Origin of the sequence: Photobacterium kagoshimensis (assembly GCF_050337045.1) — a bacterium.
Lineage (GTDB): Bacteria > Pseudomonadota > Gammaproteobacteria > Enterobacterales > Vibrionaceae > Photobacterium > Photobacterium kagoshimensis.
Genome location: NZ_JAKJSO010000013.1, coordinates 58,463 through 85,164, shown reverse-complemented (window position 1 = coordinate 85,164; position 26,702 = coordinate 58,463). Strand labels below are relative to the sequence as shown.

Sequence of the window (26,702 nt, the reverse complement as noted above, 5' to 3'; positions counted from 1 at the left end):
GAAAGGCATCATTTATTCTCCCTTTTTTACTTATTCTTTTCTTTGTACATTTATCATCTTTTTATCCCTGCGGCCTGTTTAGGAAACGACTGGAGTTACAGTCTTTAGTTGATTTGTATGATAAATTGACTCGGAAAAGGTGATGTAAATCACGCTAACGATGATTTTGTGATCTGGGTTGCTGTTTTTGGCTGTTTTTGCCAATTTGAACTTACTCTTCAGCGAGTTAGCTTACGCTTATAGGCTGAAATATTTGTTTCGTTTCACTCATTTATTGATCTAATTCGGTGAAAACACAGCAGTAACCGCGCAATATAACTCTTACTACTAAAGTATTAAGTTGCTTGGTTTGGCGGACACCAAACGGAGTAGCATGCGAACACGGATTTTTCATTATCAGCCTGTTCGCTAACAAGATTCAAATTAGTGTTTAAGGGAATATTCAAGCATGCGTCAATATCTTCGGTATATCATTCCGATCCTGATCCCTGTGATCATTCTACTGCTACCTGCATCGGCATTTCCTGTTGAAGGAATGACAGTCATTCAGCAGCGTGTTATTGCTATCTTTTTGTTGGCGGCTTTATGTTGGGTGATGGAGCCTATTCCTATCTATGCCACTTCGGTTGTGATAATTGTTCTAGAGTTGCTGCTGCTCTCTGATAAAGGTTTATACCTTTTCCGTTTGGATCATGGCCAAGCGCATTTTGGTGAGCTGCTTTCCTATAGCGATATTATGGCGACCTTTGCTAGTCCCATAATCATGCTATTTCTCGGGGGCTTTTTCCTTGCAATGGCGGCGACTAAGTATCGACTTGACGTTAACTTAGCCCGTGTCTTACTGCAGCCGTTTGGCCATCAACCCAAGTACGTGATGTTTGGCCTTATGCTGATCACTGCAGTGTTCTCGATGTTTATGTCAAACACGGCAACGACAGCGATGATGTTATCGATCTTAGCGCCGGTGATTGCGCTATTTGGTGATCGTGACCCAGGTAAAATTGCTTTTGCACTTTGTATTCCCGTTGCAGCCAATATCGGCGGTATTGGTACCCCGATTGGTACCCCGCCCAATGCCATAGCCCTTAAATACCTGACAGGTGAAAACTTAATTACCTTCGGTGAATGGATGATGTTTGGCGTACCTTTTGTAGCGGTGTTGTTGATGTTCGCATGGGTGTTAATTAATAAATTATTTCCTGCTAAACAAGAGAAAATTGAATTAACCATTAAAGGTAAATTCCTTAAAACACCGAAAGCGATCACGGTTTATGTCACTTTTGCCCTGACGATTATTTTGTGGCTGATGGGATCGACTCACGGGATGAACTCTTACACAGTGGCATTAATTCCGGTCGCTGTTTTCTCGCTAACCGGGATCATCAATAAAGAAGATTTAAAGAAAATTTCGTGGGATGTGCTGTGGTTGGTCTCTGGTGGTATTGCATTGGGCTTAGCACTGGATCAGACGGGTTTAGCGCGTTTGTTAGTGCACAGTATTCCGTTTGATGATTACTCACCGTACGTTGTGCTTGTTGGCGCGGCAGCTTTGTGTTTAATCATGGCAAACTTCATGTCTCATACCGCAACGGCTAACTTATTAATGCCAATTATGGCAGCACTGGGCACCTCTATGGCAAGCCTGGTTCCTCTTGGTGGTGAGATCACCTTAATCTTGATTGTAACCTTTGCAGCATCACTGGGTATGTCTTTACCTATAAGTACGCCACCTAATGCATTGGCACATGCAACGGGCCATGTTGAAAGTAATCAAATGGCGCGTGTCGGTGTGATCATCGGTGTGGTGGGTGTGATCATGAGCTTTATCATGGTGTGGCTATTGCACCTGGTGAATTTCATTTAAAGAGCTTTGCAACTATCACAGTTTGGCGCAGAGAAATGCGCCAAACTGATAGCCACTATTCTGAACGATGAAAACTCTACTCTGTGATATTGGGAGATAACCGCTTTTTATGGCAACAACAATGTCAGACATGAACAATCGTGATTCGATAGCTCAAAAAGTGGCTTCTAAAGGTATACATCGTCCTGCCGCACTGCAGCGTATTATTGATGTTTACTTTCAGGAGACAAGCCGAACCAAAACCGTGAAAGCGGGTACGCAAGTCCTTAAACAAGATGGCTTCAATGATCGCCTTTATTGGGTGAAAAGTGGTGAGCTTTCAGGATACTTGAATGCAGAAAAGAATGAGTTAACCGCAAAAGTATTCAGCGTTGAGCCGGGTATGTTCTTTGGCGTTCACAGTTTTTTTGCTCAGACCCAGCAAGCTTCTACTACGGTGATTGCCGAGAAAGACAGCGTCTTGGCGTGGATAGATCTTACGATCCCAGCCGTTGATGTGGCAACGTTTGGCTCACTCAGAGAGCAGTTTATGCCCGTCATGGTGCATGAGTTGGCGCAACGCCAAATGTTGACTGGACTGCAAGCAATTGAGAAAGAAAAGGCCCTACAAAAACTGTATGCTGCCGAACAAATGACAACACTAGGTCAACTCGCAGCAGGCATTGCCCATGAGCTGAATAATGCTGTTGGGGTGTTAAGTAGTAAAACCGAGATTGTTCAAGGGGCGATTTGTCAGTTTTTAGAAGAAAACAAACCGAATGCCTCGCCATTTATTGATTTAGGTATTTGCGAGGGACAATCCAGTACCTCAGCACAAGTACGGCAACGCGCCAAAGAATTGTTGTTGCAATATCCTCAGCTTAGCCGTGATCAAGCACGCCAACTTGCTCGCGCTTTACCGCAGGGGGAGGTGCCAGCGTATTGGTTTGACAATATTGATGAAGCGCTACAGTACTGGGATGTGGGGCGAGATCTACATGATATGCGCATTGCCGCCAAGCATGCTGCCAATATTGTGCGTTCAGTGAAGCAGCTAGGGGGCAGTGATCAGGATCATCAATCTGATGTGGACGTGAATGACACCATCCATAAGTCACTGGCTTTGCTGCAGAGTAATTTACGGCGCGTTAACGTTATTTTACGTCCAGCTGTCTTACCGACTATTACGGCCAGTTCGACGGAATTAGTGCAGGTGTGGGTCAATATTATTAAAAATGCGTGCGATGCCATGGAGCAAACGGACGAACCTAAGATTGAAATTATTACCCGTTACTCCAAGAACCGCCTCATGATCACCATTAGCAATAATGGCCCAATGATCGACGAAGTCACTCGTCGGAAAATATTCCAACCTAATTTCACCACCAAAAAAGGCGGCTTATCTTTTGGCTTGGGGTTAGGACTGTCAATTGTTCAGCGCATAGTACATAGCTATGGCGGAACGATTGCATTGAAAAGCGATGAAGATAAAACCAAATTTAGAATCAAACTGCCTATAGTTTAGCAATTTGTAAGGAACGGTTATGGAAAAGTTGAACATCATCTGTGTAGATGATCAAAGGGAAGTCTTAAGCGCCGTACTCAAAGATCTTGCGCCGCTTAATGATTATTTTCATGTGGAAGATTGCGAATCGGCAGACGAAGCGTTAGAGCTGATGGATGAGCTAGATGCGGAAGGAGAGTACATCGCACTGGTGATTTCAGATCACGTTATGCCGGGGAAAACAGGGGTAGAGCTGCTGACTGAGATCTCACAAGATCCGCGCTTTTATGCAACTAAAAAGGTGCTATTAACAGGACAGGCAACCCATCAAGATACCATTGCCGCCATTAACCGAGCACGTATCGAAAGCTACTTTGAAAAACCATGGAAAGCCGATGTATTGTTAACAACAGCGCGTTCTCTCATTACCGAGTATGTGTTTGATATGGGGTTAGATTATCAACAATGGACAGATATTCTGGATAATACCGTTGTCTTTAGGCGGTTACGCTAACGTTGAATAACGCTAGCCTCTAAACGAAAGAAAGCCTGTTCATAGCAGTGAACAGGCTTTGAAGAATATCTTCTAAGAAAAAGCAGTGGCATTATATATGACCTGCAATTGAGCAAAATGTTCCCACTATTTCCACAAAAAATTTAATCCTTTTCTTCCTACCTGTTTTCGACCTTTCTTTACTGCTTCTTAGTCGCGCCTTAAGCTACGCAATATGTGCATAAGGTATCATTAGATCTGTGATCACTAGAAGTGAGATAAAGTGTTTAATACTTGTTAAAAAACATGATGAGATGTAAAGTTCAAACATGTGTTTAATACAGGTGAATGAAAATGGCAGTGAAAGGAGAAACAAAAGGGCGAATTCTGGATGCCGCTGAACTGCTTTTTGCGGAACATGGTTTTAACGAAACCTCGTTACGTACTATCACCAGTAAAGCTGGCGTTAATCTCGCATCGGTGAACTATCACTATGGTGATAAGAAAACCTTAATACGTGCAGTGTTGGGCCGCTATTTAGAGCAGTTTGTCCCTGTGTTGATAGAAGAACTTGAAGCGCTTTTATCTCGCGATGAAATCACCATGGAAGATGTATTTCATTGTATCAAGCGCCCTTTAGTCCAACTTGATGATTTCCGCCCATACGGTGCAAGTAACTTTATGTCTTTGATTGGTCGAGGTTATACCGATGTTCAAGGACACCTTCGCTGGTTTATTGTTACGCAATATTCAGATGTTTTGAACCTCTTTACTAATGCTGTGTGCCGTGCAAATCCATCTTTAGATCCTGAAACCCTTTTCTGGCGGCTGCACTTCACCCTTGGCGCGTCTGTTTTCACTATGGCGTCAAGCACGGCATTGCGTCAAATCGCAGAGAATGATTTCTCTCGCAAAGTAACCACAGCCGATCTTATTGATAGCCTAGTGCCATATTTGGCAGCAGGTGTCGCTGCACCGATAGAACAAAGCTTTTCGCTAGTCAGTGATGAGCAAACTGGAACTCTGTAATGCCTACGTAGATATAAAAATAAATAGTCGATCATCGATAAATGAGACAAAAGGACCTGAAAAATGAGCACTTTAACAAATTTGCGTCAACGCTATCTCAGTGAGCCCGCTTTTAAGATGTTTAAAAAAGTGCTGCCTCCACTATCGGATACCGAGCGAGAAGCGATGGAAGCGGGTAGTGTTTGGTGGGACGGTGAGCTCTTTGGTGGTTCCCCTGAGTGGAATACGCTACTGAATTACCCTAAACCTCAGCTCACGGATGAAGAGCAAACATTTATCGACACCAAGCTTGAAACCTTGTTGGCGATGTTAGATGACTACAAAATTGTGCAAGAAGACCGAGACTTGCCACCAGAGGTATGGGAATACCTGCGTAAAGAGAAATTCTTATCACTTATTATTGGTAAAGAATATGGCGGAATGGACTTCTCGGCGTTAGCGAACTCAACCATAGTCACCCGCATTGCTACGCGAAGTTTGAGTGCGGCGGTGTGTGTCATGGTGCCTAATTCATTAGGCCCTGGTGAGTTATTAACCCATTACGGCACGCAAGAACAAAAAGATTATTGGTTACCACGTTTAGCCAATGGCGATGACATTCCATGCTTCGCTCTAACGGGCCCAGAAGCGGGATCGGATGCTGGTGGTATCCCCGATCAGGGGACGGTTTGTTATGGTGAGTTTGAAGGCGAGCAAGTGTTAGGGATCCAGCTAAGTTGGGATAAACGCTATATCACGCTGGCACCTGTTTCTACTGTGCTTGGTCTTGCGTTTAAGTTACAAGATCCTGATGGATTGCTAGGTGATAAGACAGATCTTGGTATTACTTGTGCGTTAATTCCAACTGATCACCCTGGGGTAGAAGTGGGCATGCGCCACGACCCACTCAATATGGCATTCATGAATGGGCCGACACGCGGTAATGATGTGTTCATTCCAATGGAATGGATTATCGGTGGTCAAGACTTTGCAGGTCGAGGCTGGCGTATGCTGGTGGAATGTTTGTCGGCAGGCCGTGGTATTTCATTGCCAGCACTGGGGGCGGCGGTAGGCCATATGACGGCACGCACCACAGGGGCTTATGCCTATGTTCGTAAGCAATTTGGCATGTCGATTGGTAATTTTGAAGGTGTAGCACAGGCAATGGGGCGTATCGGTGGTTTCACCTATATGCTTGAAGCATCGCGCACCTTAACCACCACCTCGCTCGACCAAGGTGAAAAACCGGGCATTGTGACTGCCATTGCAAAATACCATATGACGGAAATGGCACGTACGATTCTTAATGACTCGATGGATATCCATGCTGGGCGTGCTATCCAAATGGGGCCTAAGAACTACCTTGGTCATCATTACTTTGGGATGCCAGTGGCTATTACCGTGGAAGGGGCTAACATTCTTACACGTAACCTGATGATTTTTGGTCAGGGGGCAACCCGCTGTCATCCTTTCGTTTTAAGTGAAATGGAAGCCGCGGCAAACCCAGATGTGGCTCAAGGTGCAAAAGAATTTGATGCCTTATTAGGTAAACACATCAGTTTTGCGATTGGTAATGTTTCTAAATCCTTGCTGAATGCATTTACTGGTTCGCGCTTTAATAAAGCGCCAGTCAGTGGTGAAACGGCGGAATATTATCGCCATCTTTCACGTATGAGCCGTGCACTGGCTGTCGCAGCGGACTTCTCTATGCTCAGCCTTGGTGGCGAGCTAAAACGCCGTGAACTTGTTTCGGCACGTTTGGGCGATGTGTTGAGTCACCTGTATCTAGCATCTGCAACACTTAAGCGTTTCGAAGATGAAGGACGCCAACAAACCGATTTGCCTATGGTGCATTATGCTCTTCAGCATTGTCTGCATCAGTGTGGTGTCGCGTTTGATGAAGTGATGAACAACTTCCCACGTAAAGGGGTGGGTCGCTTATTACGTACCTTGCTGTTCCCGCTAGGCATTCGCTATCAAGCGCCAAAAGATGAGGTGACGGTTGAAATTGCACAATTACTCATGACCCCAGGTGCGCATCGTGACCGCTTAACCAAACTTTGTTATGTCGGAGAGAAGGACGGTGATCCGATTGCGATCATGGAGCGTGCCTTTATCGCGCTGCAAGATGTGAAAGACATCGATCGTAAATTGATTAAAGCAATCAAAGCGGGTGACATCCCGCGTAAAGCAACGTTAGCTGAAAAGTTGGAACTTGCATTGGCCTCTGGCTTGATTACGGACCACGAAGTCGAAAAAATGAACCACGCGGATGCGCTTCGTCGCCGTGCTATTTCGGTGGATGATTTTGCATCTGATGAGTTTACTCGTATCACACTTGAATCAGGTAAGGCTGCTTGATGGTACACTAGTTAATCAAACGATTGAAGAATGAAGACACCACGCAAAAGCGTGGTGTTTTTTATTGTAGATAAAGTTACTTCGAATAATATGCTGGCGTTATGCAAGTTTAATTCTTTATGAATTAATAGTTTTTTACATTGATGCTGTTTATAGCGTTTAATATGTGAAACATATTGAGTTAATTAATTATAACTAATAACAATGGTGTTAGTCATTATTAACAACTAACAAGTTTGATTCTGGGTGGCTTAACAAATATTAATTCCATATTAGAATGCATGGGTCAAAAATATCCTGTTTATATTTATATGACAAAAGTGTTTTGTTCGAAATATATCCTTGTGCTAGGTTTTTAACAAAGAAAAATATTGCTCTTATTTTTATTTTCAGAATGAAAGGAGGGTGATATTTTTTGTTTTAGAATGAAATTAAACAGTGGGAATATTTATTCATTGTTTTTACGTTAATAAAAATGAAATTAGTAAAGGGATTGATATGCAGTTCTCCAGTATTAAACAACATTTAATGTTGTTTGGTGGCGCGAGTTTGTTAACCGTAACGTTAGCAATGGCAGGGTACAGCCATTTTAGTGGAAAAGATTTACTTGATGAATTAGAAGTGCTTATTTTAACGGATGCTGAAAGTGCTTTGATGGAGCAACTCAGTTTATCTGCGCAAGTTGAAGCAAATAAAATCAATGCTGAATTTAATGAAGCAATAGATCTTGTTAGTAGTTACTCGTCAGCATTCAGTGGTACCGACCCTAAAATATCAAGAGATGGCTTAATTACATTGCTAGGTAATACCATTAAGAATCAGGATAGTATTATTGGTATTTACTCTGGCTGGGAACATAATAAATTTAATGGGCAATCTAATAATTATATTAATGACCCATACTCTCAACCAAATGGTTCATTTAGTCCTTACTATAATCGTTCTCCATCGGGTGATATTGTATTAGAGGAAACATATCCTTATTACAACCGTAATGTCACATCAACGGGTGTCCGTGACTCCGAGTGGTACTTATGCCCGATGGAAAAGAAAAAACCATGTGTTATTGACCCTGCTAGTTACACAATTCAAGGTGTTTCGACGTTAATGAGTTCATTTGTTGCGCCTATTTTACGTGACGGTGAGTTTGTTGGTATGTTTGGTGCGGATTATTCCCTGGCATTTTTACAATCCTTAGCTAAAACGACGTCGACGAACATATTAAGTGGTAACTCTCGCGTTATTATTTTGAGTTCACTCGGTATAATTAGTGCTGATAGTGCAGATCCATCTAATATTGGTAAAAACTTTGCTACTACATCACTGAATAAATTATTACTGTCTCGACAAGTTGGAGAAACCATTATTAATGGTAACGATCTCATTGCGACGGCAGGGTTCGAAACGAGTGGTACGCAGACACAGTGGGAGGTTATCGTTATTGTCCCTGAAGATTTAGCGCTTGCGAATGCACAAGCCATTGTTGATACCGTTGTTAAACGATTTTCAGATAACCTGACGGGACAAATGATAGTCGGCTCAATTGCAGGCTTGATAGGGCTTATTTTGATATGGTTTGTATCACTATCGATTGTTGCACCTATAAGTGTGTTAGTGACACGAGTGAAAGCACTAACACAATCAGGTGGAGACTTAACACAATTTATAGATATTAACCGTAAGGATGAAACCGGCCAACTTGCCAAGCATTTGAATACCTTTATTGGTGACGTGCGAGGTATTGTTAGTGATATTGCGGGGTCAGTTGATTCACTGACAGAAAGTGTATCGGCAACGGCAGCGGTGGCATCACAAGGTCAAACGAATATTTTGGCGCAGCGCCAAGAAATTGAGCAAGTAGTAACAGCTACCAATGAAATGTCTTCGACTGCGCACAGTGTCTCGGATAATGCGCAAGAAACGGCTGATGCGGCGTCACTCACGCAGCACTCGGTGAATCAAGGACAGCAAGTTGTTGAAGCGAATGCCAATGGTTTACGAAATTTAGCGCAGAATGTTGTTGAGGCAACAGAGGTGATAGAGCAGCTCGAAGTACAGAGTAACGGCATTGGCAGTATCTTAGATGTCATACGCAATATTTCTGAACAAACGAACTTGTTAGCTTTGAATGCTGCGATTGAAGCCGCTCGTGCGGGTGGGCAAGGGCGGGGATTTGCCGTTGTTGCTGATGAAGTTCGTAACCTTGCAACGAAAACATCTGATTCAACAGATGAAATTCAGCTGATGATTGATGCTTTACGTGGTAGCAGTAAGCAAGCCGTGGAAACGATGCAGAAGAATAGAGAATTGAGTAACTTGTGTATGTCTCATGCAGAAGAAGCGGTTAAAGCATTGAATGAAGTCAGCGTACAAAGCGACAAAATTCAAGACATGGCCCATCAAATTGCCAGTGCAGCAGAGGAACAAGCGGCAGTTACCGAGGAGGTTAACCGCAGCATTGTTGCAATTAATGATGCAGCCGAAGAAATCGGTGAAGGGTCTCAACTGTCTCAACAAGAGTGTGAGAAAGTCTCTGGCTATACGAAGGACGTTAGCGAGAAAATCAGTCACTTTAAGTTTTAGTTTAACGGCTGAAGCATATGCGATAGTGCAGTATTGCTGATTATAAAAAGCTGGCTCAGAATTGAGTCAGCTTTTTTATGTGGTATTAGGCGATGATTTACACAAATACTCACTAAAGGGTAATGACATTCAACCTGATGATAAACTGTACGAATAGGTGTACATGCCATTAATATTAAGGTGTTAAAAGGTATTTAAAGTGTCAATTTGCTGCGATAACACCTCCAACCACTGTGATTTTTAGCAATTTCGACTATAAATGTAATGCGAAAATGTCAGTAACCTTTTATCCTTACTGGCAATTATGTAAGGGAAGTTGAAGATGATCATCAAACCTAGAATTCGTGGATTTATTTGTACAACAACGCACCCAGTGGGTTGTGAAGAAAACGTCAAAGAGCAAATTGCTTACACTAAAGCACAAGGCCCAATTGCCAATGCACCTAAGCGTGTATTAGTCGTTGGTTCATCAAGTGGTTACGGTCTATCATCACGTATTGCTGCGGCATTCGGTGGTGGCGCATCGACTATTGGTGTGTTCTTTGAAAAAGCCGGTACAGAGAAAAAGCCAGGTACAGCAGGTTGGTACAACTCAGCAGCATTCGATAAGCTAGCGAAAGAAGAAGGCCTTTACTCTAAGAGCTTGAATGGCGACGCTTTCTCTCATGAAGCAAAACAAAAAACAATTGATTTGATCAAAGAAGACCTTGGTCAAATTGATATGGTTGTTTACTCACTGGCATCGCCAGTACGTAAAATGCCAGAAACGGGTGAAGTTATTCGCTCTACGTTGAAGCCTATGGGCGAAACGTACACAGCAACAGCGGTTGATACCAACAAAGACGTATTAATTGAAGCAAGCATTGAACCTGCAACTGAGCAAGAAGTTGCTGATACTGTTACTGTGATGGGTGGCGAAGATTGGGAACTATGGATCAACGCACTATCTGAAGCTGGTGTACTGGCTGACGGTTGTAAAACCGTAGCTTACAGCTACATCGGTACTGAAATTACGTGGCCAATCTACTGGCACGGTGCACTAGGCCAAGCGAAGATGGACCTAGACCGCGCAGCAACAGCACTTAACGACAAACTAGCAACAACGGGTGGCTCTGCCAACGTTGCGGTACTTAAGAGTGTTGTTACGCAGGCGAGTTCTGCAATTCCTGTTATGCCACTGTACATCGCAATGGTATTCAAGAAAATGCGTGAAGAAGGTGTACACGAAGGGTGTATGCAGCAGATCCACCGCATGTTCACACAGCGTCTTTATAAAGAAGATGGTACAGCACCTGAAGTAGATGCTGAGAACCGCCTTCGTCTAGATGACTGGGAACTACGTGAAGATATTCAAAAGCATTGCCGTGATCTATGGTCGACTGTTACTAACGAAAACCTATTCGAAGTTGCAGATTACCAAGAATATAAAGATGAATTCTTGAAACTATTTGGCTTTGGTATTGAGTCTATTGACTACGAAGCTGACGTTGCAACGCTTGTTGAGTTTGATGTTCAAGACATCTAACCCGATTTGCAGATAAGAAAAACCGCCCCAATATTAAATTGAAGGGCGGTTTTTTTATGCCTGTGATGGGCAGTATTAAAGCGTATCTAGCCCATAATTCATGCTTATAGCGCTAGTGTTTAGGTAACCGAATAATAAACGCAGCGCCTTCAAGCTTCGATGTTTGTACATGAATACGGCCTTGGTAACTGTCGACTAATTCATGGCAGACAGATAACCCAATGCCTTGCCCTGGGTTGAGTTGATCGGCACGCACCCCACGCTGGAAGATAGCCTCACGCATCTTATCGTTTACACCAGGGCCATCATCTTCAATCATGATGATGTAATGGTCTGCATGCTCCTTGACACTCACCTGTACTGTACTGATACAGAAGCGGTAGGCATTTTCTAACAAGTTGCCGAGCAGCTCCATCAAGTCATTACGGTTAATAGGCAGCTTCATATTCGGTTTAAAGTTGTAGATCAAGTTCACTTCTTTATCGCCGTAAACTTTGCTTAATAAGCGTTGGAAACTGTCGATAGTCGGTTTTAACTCGGTCATGGCTTTCTGTAGACCTTGCTGGCCCATCATGGCGCGTTTAAGTTGATATTGAACTAACTCATCCATTTGGCTAATCTGTTCCATTACACGCTGATTAAGCATGTTACGGGTGAGTTCTTTATCATCAAGCAAAGCGTTGGTTGCAGCTAAGCGCGTTTTTAAACTATGAGCTAAGTCATCCATGGCATGACGGTAGCGACCTTTTTGGTCTTCAGTAATACGAATTAAACGGTTTAATGCTGATGTGACTTCTTGTAACTCCATGGGGTAGTCTTGATCTAAGGCCTCACGCTTTGATTCGGTCATTTGGTCTAACTGGTTTGCTAGTTTGCGTAAGGGCTGGAAGCTCCAATGGAATGCGGCAATCAAAAAGGCAACGGCGATCAGTACAAACAGGCCGAGGTAAAAGGTGGTGCGCTTATGGAGTTGCGATAAAGCCGATGCGTAATCGTCCCCAGAACGGAGAACAACAAGGCGGAATGTATTGCCATCTTCTTTATGTTCAGTACCAAAGTTCGAGACAATAAAGTTAACGCCTTCGCTGTTTTGGATCAGATTCGGGGCAAACAGTTCATCTGGCACATCTTCACAAATATTACTGAGCTTGGCATCTTTGGCATCGTCGGATAACCAAACCGTTTCCGATTTTTGGTTACACACTACAGACATATAGTCTGTTTTAGACGGGTCTATAGATTGAATCCATTTATCCACATCTTTGATCAAACCAGCACGATTAAGCTGAGCAACCACCATTGGCATTTGGGTTGCGAGATCTGATGAGTAAGCGGCAATATAGCTTTGGGTGTAAAGTTGGTTAATAACCCCTGCGAGTGCAGAGGTTATTAAGACAATAATGGCCACCGAAGTAACGAGTACTCGGCGGCGTAATCGAGGTTGAATAATATTACTCATTGAGCGTGCAGCTCAAAAATATACCCTTGACCACGAATGGTTGAAATAGGGTTATCTTGGCCAGCTTTGACGATTTTTTTACGTAAACGGCTGATCATAACTTCGATTGTGTTTGGATCGCCTTCTTGGTCTTCGTAAAGCACATCCAATAAGCGCTGCTTAGAAACAACTTGGCGGCTATGGCGCATCAGATACTCAAGCAAGTCATATTCGAAGGCTGTTAGCTCAAGTGGGTTCTCATCAATAAAGACTTGTTTAGCGAGTAAATCTACCCGAATTTGTCCTGCAGACATTTCCGGCTTAACAAAACCAGCACTACGGCGAACAAGCGCGCTTAAACGCGCCACCATTTCTTCTTTTTGGAAGGGTTTCACTAAATAATCATCAGCACCAGCTTCTAGGCCTGTTACCTTGTCTTGCCAGTTTGAACGGGCTGTTAAGATCAAAATTGGCAGTCGTAAGCCTTGTTTTCGCATATCTTTGATTAAGCTGATGCCGTCTCGGTCTGGTAAGCCAATATCGACAATTGCGATGTCGTTAGGGTAATTTTTTGCGAAGAATAGACCTTCTTCTGCGGTATCGGCACACTGAACTTGATTACCTAATTCGGTAAGCTGGGATTTAAGGTGATGACTGAGGATTGAATCATCCTCGACGATAAGAATTCGCATAATATGAGTACCCAGATAAATGTATTTCATTGAATATACTGAATAGATGAGAACCTTGCGAATATCAAGATGGTAAATCTGTGACTAACTCAAGGTTTTCTGATTCAGCGCCCGAACATAGAGTCTAAATTGTCACGAGTGACACTTAAATGAACGAAAAAGCACATGTTATCGACGAGGCCGTTACGTACATGGGTTGTGTTCGAAGCATAAGAGTGTAACGAATATGACTGAATAGGGGCTGACTTATACCAATGCCGCACTTATAAAATGTGACCACCAAAAAAAAACAGCGCTTTGTATGAGCGCTGCTTTTATGGTTTGAAGTCTTGTTTTAGTTACGGACGCTTAATATAGGATCATGATCAGTGTACCTGCGATAGTTAGCAGTACGTTAGCTATTGCGTATGTACCTGCATAACCTAATGCTGGGATAGTACTGCGGGCGTGCTCATTAATCATATCCATGGCTGGTGCACAGGTGCGGGCACCGATGATAGCGCCAAACAGCAGGGCGCGGTTCATTTTTAGCACGTAAGCACCAAACAGATAAGCGACAACAACAGGGATCACACTCACCATGATGCTAGTCGCGAACACCGCAAAACCAACTTCAGACAGAGAATCAAACAGGTTAGAACCAGCACTTAAACCAATACCTGCCATGAAAACCATTAAGCCTAGATCTTTGGTCATATTAAGCGCCCCTTGTGGGACATAACCAAAAGTTGGGTGGTTAGCTCGTAGGAAGCCCAGTGTAATACCTGCAATCAACAAACCTGCCGCACTCCCTAAACCAAAGGCGATGTGGCCAAAGGTCATGGTAATGCTACCGATTAGCATACCGATAATGAAGAAGCAGCAGAATGCTAAAAGATCGGCAATTTGACTGTGAATTGAGATGAAACCAATGCGTTCAGCTAATCCTAACACGCGGCTTTTTTCGCCACTAACCTGCAAGATATCACCTTTATCAAGCAAGATATTGTGATCCATCGGCATTTCGATTTGCGCACGTACTACACGGTTCAAGAAACAGCCGTACTCTGATAAGTTCAAATCAGATAAACGCTTGCCTGCAATATTGTCATTTTTAACCACGATTTCTTCTTCAACAATACGTAAATCAAGCAGGTCACGATCGAAGACTTCTTTACCGTTACGGAAGCTAGGGTCTAATCGTGCGTGGCTGTCGGGGTAACCCACAAGTGCAATCTCGTCACCTTCTTGCAAAATAGCATCACCATCTGGGTTCGCTAGAATGCCATTACGACGTACGCGCTCGATATAACAACCCGTTTGGCGGTAAATGCCTAGCTCTCGTAGGTTTTTACCATCAATCCAGTTAATCAGCTCTGGACCAACTCGGTAAGCGCGAATTATCGGTAAGTAGACTTTGCGTTGGCCGACTTCACCAATACCCCGTTCTTTCGCGATTTGTTGGGACGACTCTGCCAGATTTTGCTTTTGCAGTTTAGGCATCAGCTTCGCCAGCATAATTAAACTAACAAGACCAACAAGGTAAGACATTGCATAGCCCACACTCAAGCTATCAACCATTTGCTGAATGGCTGTGCTATCTGTGATACCAGCTAACCCGCCATTCAGCGCATCTTTTGCACCTACCAGAACAGGCGTAGCGGTGAGTGAACCTGCCATTAAGCCAGTTGCTAAACCAACACCAAGGTTGAGTTGTTCAGCCATCGTCATGGTAATTGCAATCGAAGTCAGTAGTACGACGAGTGCTAATAAGAGGTAGTGTTTTCCGTCTCGAAAGAAGATACCGAAAAAGTTAGGGCCCGCTTCAATACCCACGCAAAAAATAAATAGCATAAAGCCAATATTTAACGCTTCTGTATTAAAGGTAAAGCCTGCATTACCGAGGAGAAGGGCGGCGAGTAGAACGCCAATAGAATTGCCTAATTGCAAATTAGCGAATCGGATTTTTCCGACGCTTAAGCCAACAGCAAGAACAACAAAGAGCAACAAAATATCATTTTGGTGAAGCAAAGCTGCAACGTCGATATTCACAACAAATTTTCCGGAACAATGGGCACGCGATGAGTGTGTGAAGTTTATCTGATTTTAGGGGGAGGTTATAGATTTTTAGTGAAATATTTTTTTCCAATAATACGTTGAGTTTAATACGGAAAAGTGCTGTAAAAACAGGTGGAAACAGGACGGGGTGCGGTGTGTCATGAGAGGCGTGATAATTTATTCAATGGGATGAAAAAGTTATGCCAGATTTTACTTGAGTTAACGGTAATAAAATAACAAAAAGCCAGTTAAAACTGGCTTTAACAGGTCGTAATGTTCGGCATTATATCTTTAATACAGTACCGAGTTACGTAGCGGTATTACGCAGAGAGGATTATTGGAAAAGATCCAAGTTTTCTTTTGCGTATGCTTCAAATTCAGTACAGCCGCCAATATGCTCTTGATCAACGAAGATTTGTGGCACTGTTTCAACAGGCTTACCCACTGTTTTTTCTAGGTCAGCTTTGCTGATACCTTCAGCGTGAATATCTACGTAGCGGTAGTTAAAGTCTTCACGGCTTTCTTTTAGGTTTTCTGCTAGGTCTTTAGCACGAACACAGAATGGGCAACCCGGACGACCAAAAATAACAACGAACATACACTCTCTCCTTAAATCAATTGGGATTACTATATCGTGGCTCACGGCGATGAGGAAGTGGGATTTATCACTTGATGTGATAGAGAAAACCGATTGATGGTTATTTTTCCGATAAGGGTTGGCTTTTTATGAATTTAGGAAGCAAAGAACCGAGCGTAAAGCTCGGCGCTCATTGTGGCTGTTAGGTGTCATGCCATTATTTAATGGGACTAGGCTATGGGCTCTAGTGACGGATAAATGGAAAAAGAAGGCAGTTGGATGACACTGGGAACGCTTGATTGTCTCAATTGTGACTATTCGCTAGTTATTAGCAGTACATAAGATGAACACTGGGTAAACTTGCTTAATATCAAGATTACAACCGCTAAAAGGTTGCAACGTAGGGAGATGCCGCAGGGATATAGAGTGCATTCGTATTATCAGAGTTTGAAATAATACGAATGGATTTTTCAAATTGAGTAGTAGGGGTAGCTATGTTTCAATTTATGACTTCAACACGGATAGTCTTTGGGGAAGGGGCGCTCAATAACTCTTTAAGTACATTTAATCAGTTTGGGTACAGTGTTCTACTGGTAACAGGTAAAGACTCAGCTCGCTCCGAACCCATCATTAATTATATTAAGCAGCAGAACATGCGCTATCAGCAAGTTGCTGTACATGGCGAGCCGTTAATTGCCATGATCGAAGAGATGGCTGCGATGGGACGTAAGTTTCGCCCTGATATGGTAGTAGCAATAGGTGGGGGGAGTGTTTTAGATTCAGGTAAGGCGCTAGCGGCCCTTATTCCTAACCAAGGCAGCGTCTATGACTATGTAGAAGTCGTCGGGCGTAATGTTCCTCTGCAAGCCAAACCTTTGCCTTTCATCGCTATCCCAACTACGGCTGGAACAGGATCCGAAGTCAGTAAAAATGCGGTGCTTCGATCCGCTCAAGAAAATGTCAAAGTGAGCTTACGTAGCCCTGATATGTTACCTGATATGGCGATAGTTGATCCCACACTAACTTATGGCATGGATCCTGTGAGGTCAGCATGTTGTGGTATGGATGCCTTTACCCACCTGATGGAAGCTTATGTCTGTGGCGACCCAAATCCACTCACAGATATGATTTGTGAAGAGGGCCTACGCCGATTAGCGGGCGCAATTATTGCGGCTTGTGAAGATGATGATCCAAGAGCTCGTTCAGACATGGCTTTTGCCGCGATGTTGGGTGGCATGGCTTTGGCGAATGCCAAGCTAGGTGCTGCGCATGGATTAGCATCTGCGCTGGGGGGGCGACTACAAGCGCCACATGGTTTGATCACCGCGCATTTATCGCCTTATGTCATGCAAGAAAATGTCTTAGCGGCGCGCGAGGCAGGCCGTGCGGATGTACTGAACCGCTATCGTCAGTTGGCATGCTTGCTAACTGGGCGTATGAATGCAGAAATTTCAGACGGGATCACATGGACCAAACGGACGTTACGCCGTTTGAATTTACCCGCGGTGAGTGAGTACGGTTTTTGCGATACTATGTTCAGTGAAGTCGCGGAAGATGCCATGCTATCGAATGCGATCAAAGGAAATCCCTTACCGCTCAATAAGGAACGTCTATTGGGTATTTTAGAGCAAATTTGCGACTGTTGTGGAACAAGACTGGATCATACAACAATAGGAAATGACTAGTATTGGTTGGTGAGCTAACTGATCGTTTTTTATGCTTGAAATTGTTCGTGACTGCGTTGTGATATTTTCAGCTAGAGCAAAGGATTAACGGCATCTACGCCTTGTTATTAGTGCTCTTGTCGGTGTAACTTTTATTAGACAAGAGCCTGAATACTTCCCTCTGATTGGTACAAGTGAGAGCCCCTCGTGTGGTATTGCTTTTGTATCGCTTATCTATCATCCTTCATTTTAGCCGATTGATGCACTCGGGTAAAAATTGTTGCGTCGCTGCGGAATTTTTAGCATTTGGTGGGGTCTATACTGGTGGCCTTTGTCATAATTTAGAATCGCAGGAAGCAAAGAAATAACGTGGTCTCAGTAAATCACCAGCACCATATCTACAGAAGTGAGGCTCTTCATGCTGCGCTTTATTACAAATAAAGGCTTTAGTACCCGATGAGGGTCGGTTACTATTACTTAAATACGAAAAAATAAGCAAATAAATTACGATTTTGTCTGAAATTATGATTACTTCATGAAAGTAACAGAGTAAATCGCTTAAAAATAATAATTATTACGGATTACAGTATGAACCCATTTCGTAAAGTGGCCATGTTAGCGGTATGTGCTGCTTTATTGAGTGCTTGTCAGAGTACCAGCGAACCTCAGTCGGCGACGGTTGAGATAAACGCTGAAAATGCTTATCAAAATAGTCTACAGCGTCATAACTCTTGGGAAAAAAAGCTACAAGGAATCGAATTTTTAGAAATTTATTCACCTGAGAAGTTTGCCCTGATGCAGTCGAGCTGGGCTAAAGCGGACGGGATCTATAAAGAGCTCGTCAACAACCCTGATCTTGCCTTAAAGAGCTATTCACTCTTTTCTTCCTCGACCTATTTGGATCGTTTCAACGATGAGATCACTGTTGTTGAAACACAAATGAAGGCATTAGAGCGCTTGAAGGAAGAAGCTGATGAGATACTTGCACCTGCGATGGCGCAGATGCAGTATTTAGATAGCTTAGACGCGAAGAAATATTACCGTTCTGAATATACCCGTATTGGCCGTTTGTACGCCCGCTTGTTTCACTACATTGATCGTGAAGATGTCAGCCAAGCACGTAAAAAGCAAGATGAGTATTTGGAACGTGCGCACAGTTTAGAGGTGAAAACGGTCAAGAAGATTTATATCGCGCCGTTAGAAGTTCAGCTTGATCAACATCGTCGCAATGATGTGCGTTACTATGCGCCACTGAGCTATAATCGCGTCGAGATCAGAATTGAATCAGGTAAAGCAACCATAGATGCAACGCCTCGTGATTTTGCTGCGATTGAGGTTGCGGTTAAAGACATCGAATTTGAATTAGCTCATGCCGCGCATATCGCATTGGAAGTGAGTACCATGCGTGATCTGAGTAAAGATCAGCATGAAGACTTCATTCTAGAAATGGAGAATAAGTTGCTGAGAATATCTAAGGCATTGAATGACCAAGACTTACGTGATCAACCTATTCGCACCCAAGCAACGTTAATCACCAATAATGTTAAGTCAGCACGTTTACAGTATGTGGCTAAAACATCATTGAAAACCAATGAAGTGAGCCAGCGTGCAGCAGCATTAGAAGCCTTGGTGAATCAACAGCAAGCTGAGATATTGGCGCTGAAATTACAGCTTGAACAAAAAGCTACGCCACCATTAGCTGTACCAGCTTCGCTAGATGAAGAGTCAACTGCGCCTAATGAAGAACCAGTAACGGCAGCGGTTGATCTTGATGCAGAAAGTGCTGATGAGGCTGAATTGCCTCTTGAAGGTGAGACGGCGCAATCGGCTGTTCAGTAACGCTGATGGTAAATATTGTTTGAGTTAGTTTGAAAAAAAGAGGTTGCTCATTGCAACCTCTTTTTTTATTGGTGTTATTTCATCTATATAGCATTAAGCGATGTTGTGTTCCCAACCGCCAGCGCCTTTTAACCACAGGTGAAGGTGTTGCTCAAGTTCACCAAGTTGATCGGGGCCTATAATCGCTAAACCAAGATCTTGGGCGCGCACTAAGTCATGGTGACGAAGTGGACGGAAGCTGACTAGCATCGCACGCGCTTGCAGGCCACCAAGAAGATCACGTAACGACTCTAATTTGTATAGCGTATCGTCACCATCATCACGCATACCTTTGGTTTTACACTCAATGATATGCAGCTTGTTATTTACCACAGTTGCAACGTCTAATTCATTACGTACTTCACGATCACCAATTTTACGGTAAACCTGTACACCAACAGAGTGGTCTTGAATCGTCGGTAAGTCGCTTTGAATAGCACGTACCGTACTGTGCACCAAGTTTTCGAGCCATTCACCGTTGGCAAAGCGACGTGCTTCTTCATGTTTGAAGGTCAGTGAGCCGTCTTTGTACGTTGCTAGCCCTGTGTCTTCTAAGTCAGCCAGTAACATACCTAACTCACGGTAACCTTGCTGTTTTTCACTAAGGGCAACGGTTAGACATTGTTCTTTGCGGCACGTTGTCGCTAGGTAGTTTAGTGTTGCAAGGCCTGGGCCTAATTCGAGGGCTGAACTTGCCCAGCGTTGACCTAACTCGCGTAGTTGATCGCTAAGTGCTTCGGGTACCAGTTGTTCTGGTAGTTCGCAGCGCGCACCAAAGATAGTGAGGTAATCCGTTAGTTGAATGCGGTCTTCAACCTGTTGTTGTTCACGATCAGAGGGGTATAGCCAGCACATTTCATCACTAAAAGGTTCGATGACATAAATGGGCCAATGAAAAGAGCGGAATACTTCATAAGCAGACAGCAAGCGATGACGTAGACCACAGCTGGCGTTAAACCATACTTCAGATTGTGATTGCTTTAACTTTTCAGCGAGTTCATTTAGACGCTGGCGAATACAAGTGATGTTGATGGAGTCTGGGATCTCGAAAAACTCAGCATCAATGTTGCGTGGCGTTAAGATGGAAGACAGGCGATCGTATTGTTCGCGTTGCGCTTCTGTACCAATAAAAATCATTTTATTGGCGGGTACACCATGGTCTAGTAACGGGGTTATCAACCGGACGGGGTCTTGGTCGATAATGCCAACATGAGTAATCATAAGTTCCTACCTTTATAGTGTCTCACTGTGGGCTGTGGCTTATACAGTCACCAGTGGCACGAGGTGATTTTAGTTCTAATATTGTTGACCGTGTGGCAGCAGTAAATAGGAGATAGCCAACCAAAGCGCTTTGAAAACACCACACGGCATAGGGCAGATTTAAATCATGGTTGCTCAAAAAAAACATCTTAAAGGCAATAATGTATTTAATATCGCTGAGTAAGATATGGTGTTTCATTAACCAAAATTCAAGCAATTGCTGTGTAAATTAAGCAATTTAATTCTGCCTTTTACTTAGACCTGAGTGTAAATCCAAAGTTTCAATGGCATGTCCTCATAATGTAAATTTATCTATTTGCTTCGATCTTCGCGCTAATACGGGTTCTTTTTATTGAATTTAACAAAAGAGACTGAAATCGGTTGAAAAAATTAGCGTGGTAACGACAATGTAGCGATACGTTTAAGCCTGAACATACCTATGACTAAAAAACTCACCATTCTTGATATTGCGAAATTAGCGGGCGTCGGTAAATCGACCGTGTCTCGTGTGTTGACCAATGATCCTAAAGTGAAAGAAAGTACCCGTATTAATGTCGAGAAAGTGATTCGTGATTCAGGTTTTGTACCGTCTAAATCTGCTCAGGCAATGCGTGGTGGTAGTGCAAAAGTGGTGGGTGTTATTTTATCGCGATTAGACTCGCCATCGGAAAATAAAGCAGTGAGCGGGATTTTAGACGTTATCTATGCCGCTGGTTATGATGCCGTTATTATGGAAAGTCAGTTTAGTATTCAGAAAACAAACGAACACCTCGATGTATTAAAGAAGCGTAATGTTGATGGGGTGATCGTATTTGGGTTTACAGGTTTTGATGTCCAAGCGATTGAAGCATGGCAACATAAGGCGGTTGTTATTGCGGTCGATACCGATGCGGTTTCGTCCGTTGGTTATGACAATGTGGGTGTGATCGAGTTGGCGATGGCGAAACTCCAGCAACTTGGTAAGCAACATATAGGTTTTGTTGGCGTGGATCCCTGTGATAAAACCACGGGGTTAATGCGCTTAAATGCTTACATTAATTACTGTAAAGCCTGTCAGTTAATCCCTAATTATTGCCATGGTCAGCTTAGTCATGAAAGTGGCTACCAACTTACCGATTCGATTCTTACCGATGACACCGATGCTATTGTTTGTGCCAGTGATACCTTAGCGTTAGGCGTTGCTAAGCGGTTACAGGAACGTAACCGTAGCGATGTGATGGTGTCAGGGGTCGGTACTAACGAACTATTGTCATTTATTTTCCCCAATACCTTCTCAATTGATCCTGGCTATTTTAATGCTGGCAAGTCATCTGCTAACTTGTTGATTAAACAACTTTCAGGTGAGCATTCTATTACCCATTTGACTCAAGAAGCGCATTTGTAACGCTTGTCTACTATTTATCAGCCATAGTTAATCCGTGCTCGTACTGTGAGCCTTCTCATGGTTTGGGAATGTTCCCATTTCAATTTTAAGTCAGGTTTGCCATTATTATCGCAGCTTGATTTGGGAATGTTCCCATCGATGTTGGGTAAGGGTAGTACAACGGTGGTGTAACGGCTTAAATCAAAGCATAACAATAATAGTCGTAGTGAAACTTTAGGCTTAAATACGGGCACTCGACGCCCCATAGAATGAACGGATATCGATATGAGTAAGATAGACAGGCAGCATATTGAGCAACTTATCAAACATATTGGCGGAAGCGAAAATATCGCAGGTGTTAGCCATTGCTTAACGCGTTTGCGTTTTGTATTGCAAGATAACGACAAGGCAGATGTAAAAGCCATTGAAGGCATTCCAATGGTGAAAGGTTGCTTTACCAATGCAGGTCAATTTCAGGTCGTGATAGGTACAGAGGTTGATGACGTTTATAAGCTACTGAACGAAATGATAGGCCAAGCGGGCGTGAGTAAAGACGAAGCCAAAGTCGCAGCCCGTCAGAACATGAGTTTGCTAGAGCGTAGCATTTCTCATTTAGCTGAGATTTTTGTGCCATTACTGCCTGCGATTATTACGGGTGGTTTGATCCTCGGTTTTCGCAATGTCATCGGCGACATTAAAATGTTCGATGGCCAAACCTTAACTGAAATCAGTCAGTTTTGGGCGACAGTACACTCATTCTTATGGCTGATCGGTGAAGCCATTTTCTTCTTCCTACCTGTCGGCGTGTGTTGGTCTACCGTGAAAAAACTCGGTGGTACGCCAATTCTAGGGATAGTGCTGGGGGTGACGCTGGTGTCGCCTCAGTTGATGAACGCCTATTTGATCGGTAAAGAAGTGCCCGAGGTATGGGACTTTGGTTTGTTTGTTATCGAAAAAGTGGGTTACCAAGCGCAGGTTATTCCAGCCATGCTAGCGGGTATAGCGCTTGCTCTGATTGAAACCAACCTCAAACGGATTATTCCTTCTTATTTGTACCTAGTGATAGTGCCGTTTGTCTCTATCATTATTGCTGTGATTTTGGCGCATGCCTTTATTGGCCCATTTGGTCGCATGTTAGGTGACGCGGTTGGTGTGGCGGCGAAAGCGGCGATGACAGGTGACTTTGCAGTGATTGGCTCAATGATTTTTGGCTTCTTATATGCGCCGTTAGTGATCACAGGTATTCACCACACCACCAATGCCGTGGATCTGCAATTAATGCAAGACATGGGAGGCACACCAATTTGGCCGCTTATCGCCTTGTCGAATATCGCTCAAGCTTCTGCGGTTGTCGGTATTATTTGGATTAGTAAAAAGCACAACGAACGTGAAATTTCAGTACCAGCCGCTATTTCTGCTTATCTCGGTGTGACTGAACCTGCCATGTACGGTATTAACCTGAAATACAAATTCCCAATGCTGAGCGCCATGATTGGCTCAGCGTTAGCGGCGGCAATTTGTGGTAGTGCGGGGGTGATGGCAAATGGTATTGGCGTAGGTGGCCTTCCGGGGATTCTTTCTATCCAACCGCAATACTGGATGACATTCGCTATCGCCATGCTTGTTGCGACGGTCGTCCCCATTGTCCTTACGCTGGTGCTATATAAACGCGCACAAGCGAAAGGGGAAATCGAGTCTTCACCTCAACCCGCTTAGCGGTAACAGCAATTCAGTACGAATCAGCAAGATTCCACATTAAGCTGCGCCTTTTTCAATGAAAGTATCGATGAAAGGTGCAGCCTTTAGCAATATGACGATTTACGTGAGCAAGTAATCATGATGACAGAGCAATATGAATGGTGGCGCACCGCAACTATTTATCAAATTTACCCAAAAAGCTTTTGTGACAGTGGGGCAAAGGGTACTGGCGATATCAACGGGATTATTTCTAAACTTGATTACATAAAAACACTTGGTGTTGATGCGATTTGGTTAACGCCTGTGTATGAATCACCTATGGTTGATAACGGCTATGATATTGCCGATTATTACCGCATTAACCCAGACTTTGGCACCATGGCTGACTTTAATGAGTTGCTAAGCCAAGCGCATCAGCGTGGTATCCGCATTATCATGGATATTGTGGTTAACCATACGTCAACTGAGCATGCGTGGTTCAAATCAGCATTGGGTGATAAGAACAGTCCATACCGTGATTATTACATCTGGCGCGATCCTGTTGAGGGTGCAGAGCCAACCAATTGGCAATCAAAGTTTGGTGGTAATGCATGGGCACTCGATGAGCAAACAGGCCAATACTATTTACACCTGTTTGCGAAAGAGCAAGCCGATTTGAATTGGGAAAACCCAAAAGTTCGCCAAGAAGTGAAAGACGTTATTAGTTTTTGGGCCGAAAAGGGCGTCGATGGCTTCCGATTAGATGTGATTAACCTGATTTCTAAGCAGCAAGATTTTGTCAATGATGACATAGGTGATGGGCGACGTTTCTATACCGATGGCCCGCGTGTGCACGAATACCTACAAGAAATCAGTGAAGCTGTGTTTCAGAAATACGGCTCAGTGACTGTGGGTGAAATGTCTTCGACTACGTTAGAGCATTGCCAACAATACTCTGCACACAATGGTAAAGAGCTGTCGATGGTGTTTAATTTCCACCATCTCAAAGCGGATTATCAAAACGGTGAAAAATGGACCAAAGCGCCATTTGATTTCTTACAGTTAAAATCGATTTTTAATCATTGGCAACAAGGTTTGCATGGTAAGGGCTGGGGCGCATTGTTTTGGTGTAATCATGATCAGCCACGCGTCGTGAGCCGCCTAGGCAATGATGAGCAATACCGCGAGCTGTCCGCCAAGATGTTAGCCACCTCGATCCACATGATGCAAGGCACACCGTATGTGTATCAAGGGGAAGAAATTGGGATGACCAATCCTAAGTACGCTTCGATTGATCAGTATCGTGATGTTGAAAGTACCAATATGTATAACATCATGGTGAATGAGCAGGGTGTTAGTGAAGCGGATATGCTGGCAATTTTGGCGCAAAAATCCCGTGATAACTCACGTACCCCGATGCAATGGGATGCCAGTGCGCACGCAGGGTTTACCCAAGGTACGCCTTGGCTTGAGGTTGCCAGTAATTACCCAAATTTGAACGCAGAGCAAGCGGTCGCAGAACCTGACTCGGTCTTTCATTATTACCGTAAGTTGATCGCATTGCGTAAAGAGGTTGATGTGATCACCACGGGTGACTATACCGATTTGATGCCTGAGCATGCGCAGCTGTTTTGCTATAAACGCCAGTCAGCAAGCCAAACCTTGGTGTGTATCAATAACTACTATGGTGAATCGGTAGAGTGCGAAATACCGGCTGAAATTAATATGGCGGAAGGGATGTATCTCTTAGGTAACTACACGGATTTAGTTGAATCTGAATGCACTCAGAAGCCAGAACAAAAGCTGACCCTTCGTCCTTATGAGTGTCGTGTTGTTTGCATTAAACATACAGCGTAGCTCGCGTAGATAGAGTCCCCCTAACTCGCACGAGTGTATTAGTCATTCGCTCTTCTGAGTAGATGTAAAAAAGGCTTCCCAATTAGCGGAAGCCTTTCGTTTTTGTATTATTCGTTACAGTGTTGGTGTCGGCACTTGTGAGGCCAACAACCAAATGGCTAATACAAAAAAGATCAACCCCATGAGTTTGTGCTGATTAGTGCGGAATTTTTCATTCTTCAATAATATTTTGCCTAGGCTTCCTACTGTGGTGACTAAGAATAAGTTAAACAGCAAGCCCAGTACGTTTAGGAGTAAACCTAACACCAACATTTGTTCACCCGACGAGGCTGTTGATTGGGTCGATACAAATTGAGGCAAAAATAGCACAAAGAAAATAAGCGCTTTAGGGTTCAGTAAATTACTGATCACCGCACGGCGATATAAGGTTTTGGCAATGCCTGATTGCGCTTCTAGCTCAGGTGCATCTGATGGCGTGGTGCGCATGCAATCCCAGCCCATCTTTAATAAATAAGCGCCACCCATCACACGAAGTACTTCAAGTGCAATTGGATTCATCGCAATTAGAGCTGAAACGCCCATAGCAGCCAATAACGTGAGTATTACACCAGAGGTTGCATTACCTAAACTGGCAAATACCCCCACTTTACGCCCGTAGCTTAGGCTCGAGCTCGCAATCAGTAACATATCAGGGCCAGGGATCAGCAATAAAGCGACCACTACGGTTAAATAAACAGGCAGTATAGAAAAATCAATCATGGTGTTGGTACGTTACTGTTGTATGAAATCAGAAGGAAGGGCTGGATTCTATACTATTTGCTAGATAATTAAAGTCGCGAAGAGATCAAAATTCAGATGTTATGCCTATATCTATTGTTATTAATAGTAGATAACAAATGTAATTATAGTTGCGAATATGTAGCCGATTAAAGCACAGATGGC

General features: G+C 43.5%; 18 protein-coding genes. 12 read left to right on the top strand and 6 right to left on the bottom strand.

Going from position 1 to position 26,702, the window contains the following annotated elements; genetic code table 11:
- The first annotated feature begins 448 nt into the window (after positions 1-448).
- The 7 genes from L4C35_RS11270 to fabV all read left to right on the top strand — a co-directional run bounded on the left by L4C35_RS11270 (position 449) and on the right by fabV (position 11,317).
- Positions 449-1,864, top strand: coding sequence for an SLC13 family permease (locus tag L4C35_RS11270; protein ID WP_428462953.1), 1,416 nt, complete (start codon positions 449-451; stop codon positions 1,862-1,864).
- 175 nt (positions 1,865-2,039) lie between these two features.
- On the top strand, positions 2,040-3,368 hold the full coding sequence (locus L4C35_RS11265) for an ATP-binding protein (RefSeq protein WP_428463119.1): 1,329 nt from the start codon (positions 2,040-2,042) through the stop codon (positions 3,366-3,368).
- 19 nt (positions 3,369-3,387) lie between these two features.
- Positions 3,388-3,861 carry a response regulator gene (locus L4C35_RS11260; RefSeq protein ID WP_428462952.1) on the top strand — a complete coding sequence of 158 codons (474 nt, stop codon included), beginning with the start codon at positions 3,388-3,390 and terminating at the stop codon, positions 3,859-3,861.
- Positions 3,862-4,194: 333 nt separating this feature from the next.
- A complete protein-coding gene (psrA, locus tag L4C35_RS11255) occupies positions 4,195-4,869 on the top strand; it encodes a TetR family transcriptional repressor PsrA (RefSeq protein WP_428462951.1) in 675 nt (224 codons plus the stop codon).
- 63 nt (positions 4,870-4,932) lie between these two features.
- Positions 4,933-7,209 (top strand): acyl-CoA dehydrogenase, encoded by a 2,277-nt coding sequence (locus L4C35_RS11250; protein ID WP_428462950.1) that lies wholly within the window; start codon positions 4,933-4,935, stop codon positions 7,207-7,209.
- A gap of 498 nt (positions 7,210-7,707) precedes the next feature.
- A complete protein-coding gene (locus L4C35_RS11245; RefSeq protein ID WP_428462949.1) occupies positions 7,708-9,792 on the top strand; it encodes a methyl-accepting chemotaxis protein in 2,085 nt (694 codons plus the stop codon).
- A 322-nt stretch (positions 9,793-10,114) separates the two neighbouring features.
- Positions 10,115-11,317, top strand: coding sequence for an enoyl-ACP reductase FabV (gene fabV / locus L4C35_RS11240; RefSeq protein ID WP_428462948.1), 1,203 nt, complete (start codon positions 10,115-10,117; stop codon positions 11,315-11,317).
- 112 nt (positions 11,318-11,429) lie between these two features.
- Here the strand turns inward: fabV and L4C35_RS11235 are convergent, their stop codons facing one another.
- From L4C35_RS11235 to L4C35_RS11220, 4 genes are all read right to left on the bottom strand, one after another.
- The gene (locus L4C35_RS11235; protein ID WP_428462947.1) at positions 11,430-12,776 is read right to left on the bottom strand and encodes an ATP-binding protein; all 1,347 of its coding nucleotides are present in this window, start codon (positions 12,774-12,776) and stop codon (positions 11,430-11,432) included.
- Positions 12,773-13,447 carry a response regulator gene (locus L4C35_RS11230; RefSeq protein WP_428462946.1) on the bottom strand — a complete coding sequence of 225 codons (675 nt, stop codon included), beginning with the start codon at positions 13,445-13,447 and terminating at the stop codon, positions 12,773-12,775. Before L4C35_RS11230 ends, L4C35_RS11235 begins: the two co-directional genes overlap by 4 nt.
- 348 nt (positions 13,448-13,795) lie before the next feature.
- Positions 13,796-15,478, bottom strand: a complete 1,683-nt coding sequence (locus L4C35_RS11225) for an aspartate:alanine antiporter (RefSeq protein WP_428462945.1) — start codon at positions 15,476-15,478, stop codon at positions 13,796-13,798.
- A gap of 340 nt (positions 15,479-15,818) precedes the next feature.
- The gene (locus L4C35_RS11220; RefSeq protein WP_048900199.1) at positions 15,819-16,082 is read right to left on the bottom strand and encodes a GrxA family glutaredoxin; all 264 of its coding nucleotides are present in this window, start codon (positions 16,080-16,082) and stop codon (positions 15,819-15,821) included.
- A 473-nt stretch (positions 16,083-16,555) separates the two neighbouring features.
- Between L4C35_RS11220 and L4C35_RS11215 the strand changes: the two genes are divergently transcribed.
- A complete protein-coding gene (locus L4C35_RS11215; RefSeq protein ID WP_428462944.1) occupies positions 16,556-17,746 on the top strand; it encodes an iron-containing alcohol dehydrogenase in 1,191 nt (396 codons plus the stop codon).
- Positions 17,747-18,313: 567 nt separating this feature from the next.
- Entirely contained in the window at positions 18,314-19,564 is a 1,251-nt protein-coding gene (locus L4C35_RS11210; RefSeq protein WP_428462943.1) for a hypothetical protein, read from the top strand.
- A gap of 93 nt (positions 19,565-19,657) precedes the next feature.
- Here L4C35_RS11210 and L4C35_RS11205 read toward each other — a convergent pair whose 3' ends face one another.
- On the bottom strand, positions 19,658-20,824 hold the full coding sequence (locus tag L4C35_RS11205) for a Card1-like endonuclease domain-containing protein (RefSeq protein ID WP_428462942.1): 1,167 nt from the start codon (positions 20,822-20,824) through the stop codon (positions 19,658-19,660).
- A 478-nt stretch (positions 20,825-21,302) separates the two neighbouring features.
- Here L4C35_RS11205 and treR point away from each other — a divergent pair, with 478 nt between their 5' ends.
- The 3 genes from treR to treC all read left to right on the top strand — a co-directional run bounded on the left by treR (position 21,303) and on the right by treC (position 25,760).
- Complete coding sequence (treR, locus tag L4C35_RS11200) at positions 21,303-22,247, top strand: trehalose operon repressor TreR (protein WP_428462941.1); 945 nt, start codon at positions 21,303-21,305, stop codon at positions 22,245-22,247.
- Positions 22,248-22,511: 264 nt separating this feature from the next.
- Entirely contained in the window at positions 22,512-23,942 is a 1,431-nt protein-coding gene (gene treB, locus L4C35_RS11195) for a PTS trehalose transporter subunit IIBC (protein ID WP_428462940.1), read from the top strand.
- A 120-nt stretch (positions 23,943-24,062) separates the two neighbouring features.
- Entirely contained in the window at positions 24,063-25,760 is a 1,698-nt protein-coding gene (gene treC, locus L4C35_RS11190) for an alpha,alpha-phosphotrehalase (protein ID WP_428462939.1), read from the top strand.
- A gap of 114 nt (positions 25,761-25,874) precedes the next feature.
- Here the strand turns inward: treC and L4C35_RS11185 are convergent, their stop codons facing one another.
- Positions 25,875-26,519, bottom strand: coding sequence for a LysE family translocator (locus tag L4C35_RS11185; protein ID WP_428462938.1), 645 nt, complete (start codon positions 26,517-26,519; stop codon positions 25,875-25,877).
- Between the last annotated feature and the right edge of the window lie 183 nt (positions 26,520-26,702).

What these genes read in the sequence shown, in the direction of transcription:
- L4C35_RS11270 (WP_428462953.1), top strand. Translation starts at nt 449, where the DNA reads ATGCGTCAATATCTTCGGTATATCATTCCGATCCTGATCCCTGTGATC.
- L4C35_RS11260 (WP_428462952.1), top strand. Translation starts at nt 3,388, where the DNA reads ATGGAAAAGTTGAACATCATCTGTGTAGATGATCAAAGGGAAGTCTTA.
- psrA (WP_428462951.1), top strand. Translation starts at nt 4,195, where the DNA reads ATGGCAGTGAAAGGAGAAACAAAAGGGCGAATTCTGGATGCCGCTGAA.
- L4C35_RS11250 (WP_428462950.1), top strand. Translation starts at nt 4,933, where the DNA reads ATGAGCACTTTAACAAATTTGCGTCAACGCTATCTCAGTGAGCCCGCT.
- L4C35_RS11245 (WP_428462949.1), top strand. Translation starts at nt 7,708, where the DNA reads ATGCAGTTCTCCAGTATTAAACAACATTTAATGTTGTTTGGTGGCGCG.
- fabV (WP_428462948.1), top strand. Translation starts at nt 10,115, where the DNA reads ATGATCATCAAACCTAGAATTCGTGGATTTATTTGTACAACAACGCAC.
- L4C35_RS11235 (WP_428462947.1), bottom strand. Translation starts at nt 12,776, where the DNA reads ATGAGTAATATTATTCAACCTCGATTACGCCGCCGAGTACTCGTTACT.
- L4C35_RS11230 (WP_428462946.1), bottom strand. Translation starts at nt 13,447, where the DNA reads ATGCGAATTCTTATCGTCGAGGATGATTCAATCCTCAGTCATCACCTT.
- L4C35_RS11220 (WP_048900199.1), bottom strand. Translation starts at nt 16,082, where the DNA reads ATGTTCGTTGTTATTTTTGGTCGTCCGGGTTGCCCATTCTGTGTTCGT.
- L4C35_RS11215 (WP_428462944.1), top strand. Translation starts at nt 16,556, where the DNA reads ATGTTTCAATTTATGACTTCAACACGGATAGTCTTTGGGGAAGGGGCG.
- L4C35_RS11210 (WP_428462943.1), top strand. Translation starts at nt 18,314, where the DNA reads ATGAACCCATTTCGTAAAGTGGCCATGTTAGCGGTATGTGCTGCTTTA.
- L4C35_RS11205 (WP_428462942.1), bottom strand. Translation starts at nt 20,824, where the DNA reads ATGATTACTCATGTTGGCATTATCGACCAAGACCCCGTCCGGTTGATA.
- treR (WP_428462941.1), top strand. Translation starts at nt 21,303, where the DNA reads ATGACTAAAAAACTCACCATTCTTGATATTGCGAAATTAGCGGGCGTC.
- treB (WP_428462940.1), top strand. Translation starts at nt 22,512, where the DNA reads ATGAGTAAGATAGACAGGCAGCATATTGAGCAACTTATCAAACATATT.
- treC (WP_428462939.1), top strand. Translation starts at nt 24,063, where the DNA reads ATGATGACAGAGCAATATGAATGGTGGCGCACCGCAACTATTTATCAA.
- L4C35_RS11185 (WP_428462938.1), bottom strand. Translation starts at nt 26,519, where the DNA reads ATGATTGATTTTTCTATACTGCCTGTTTATTTAACCGTAGTGGTCGCT.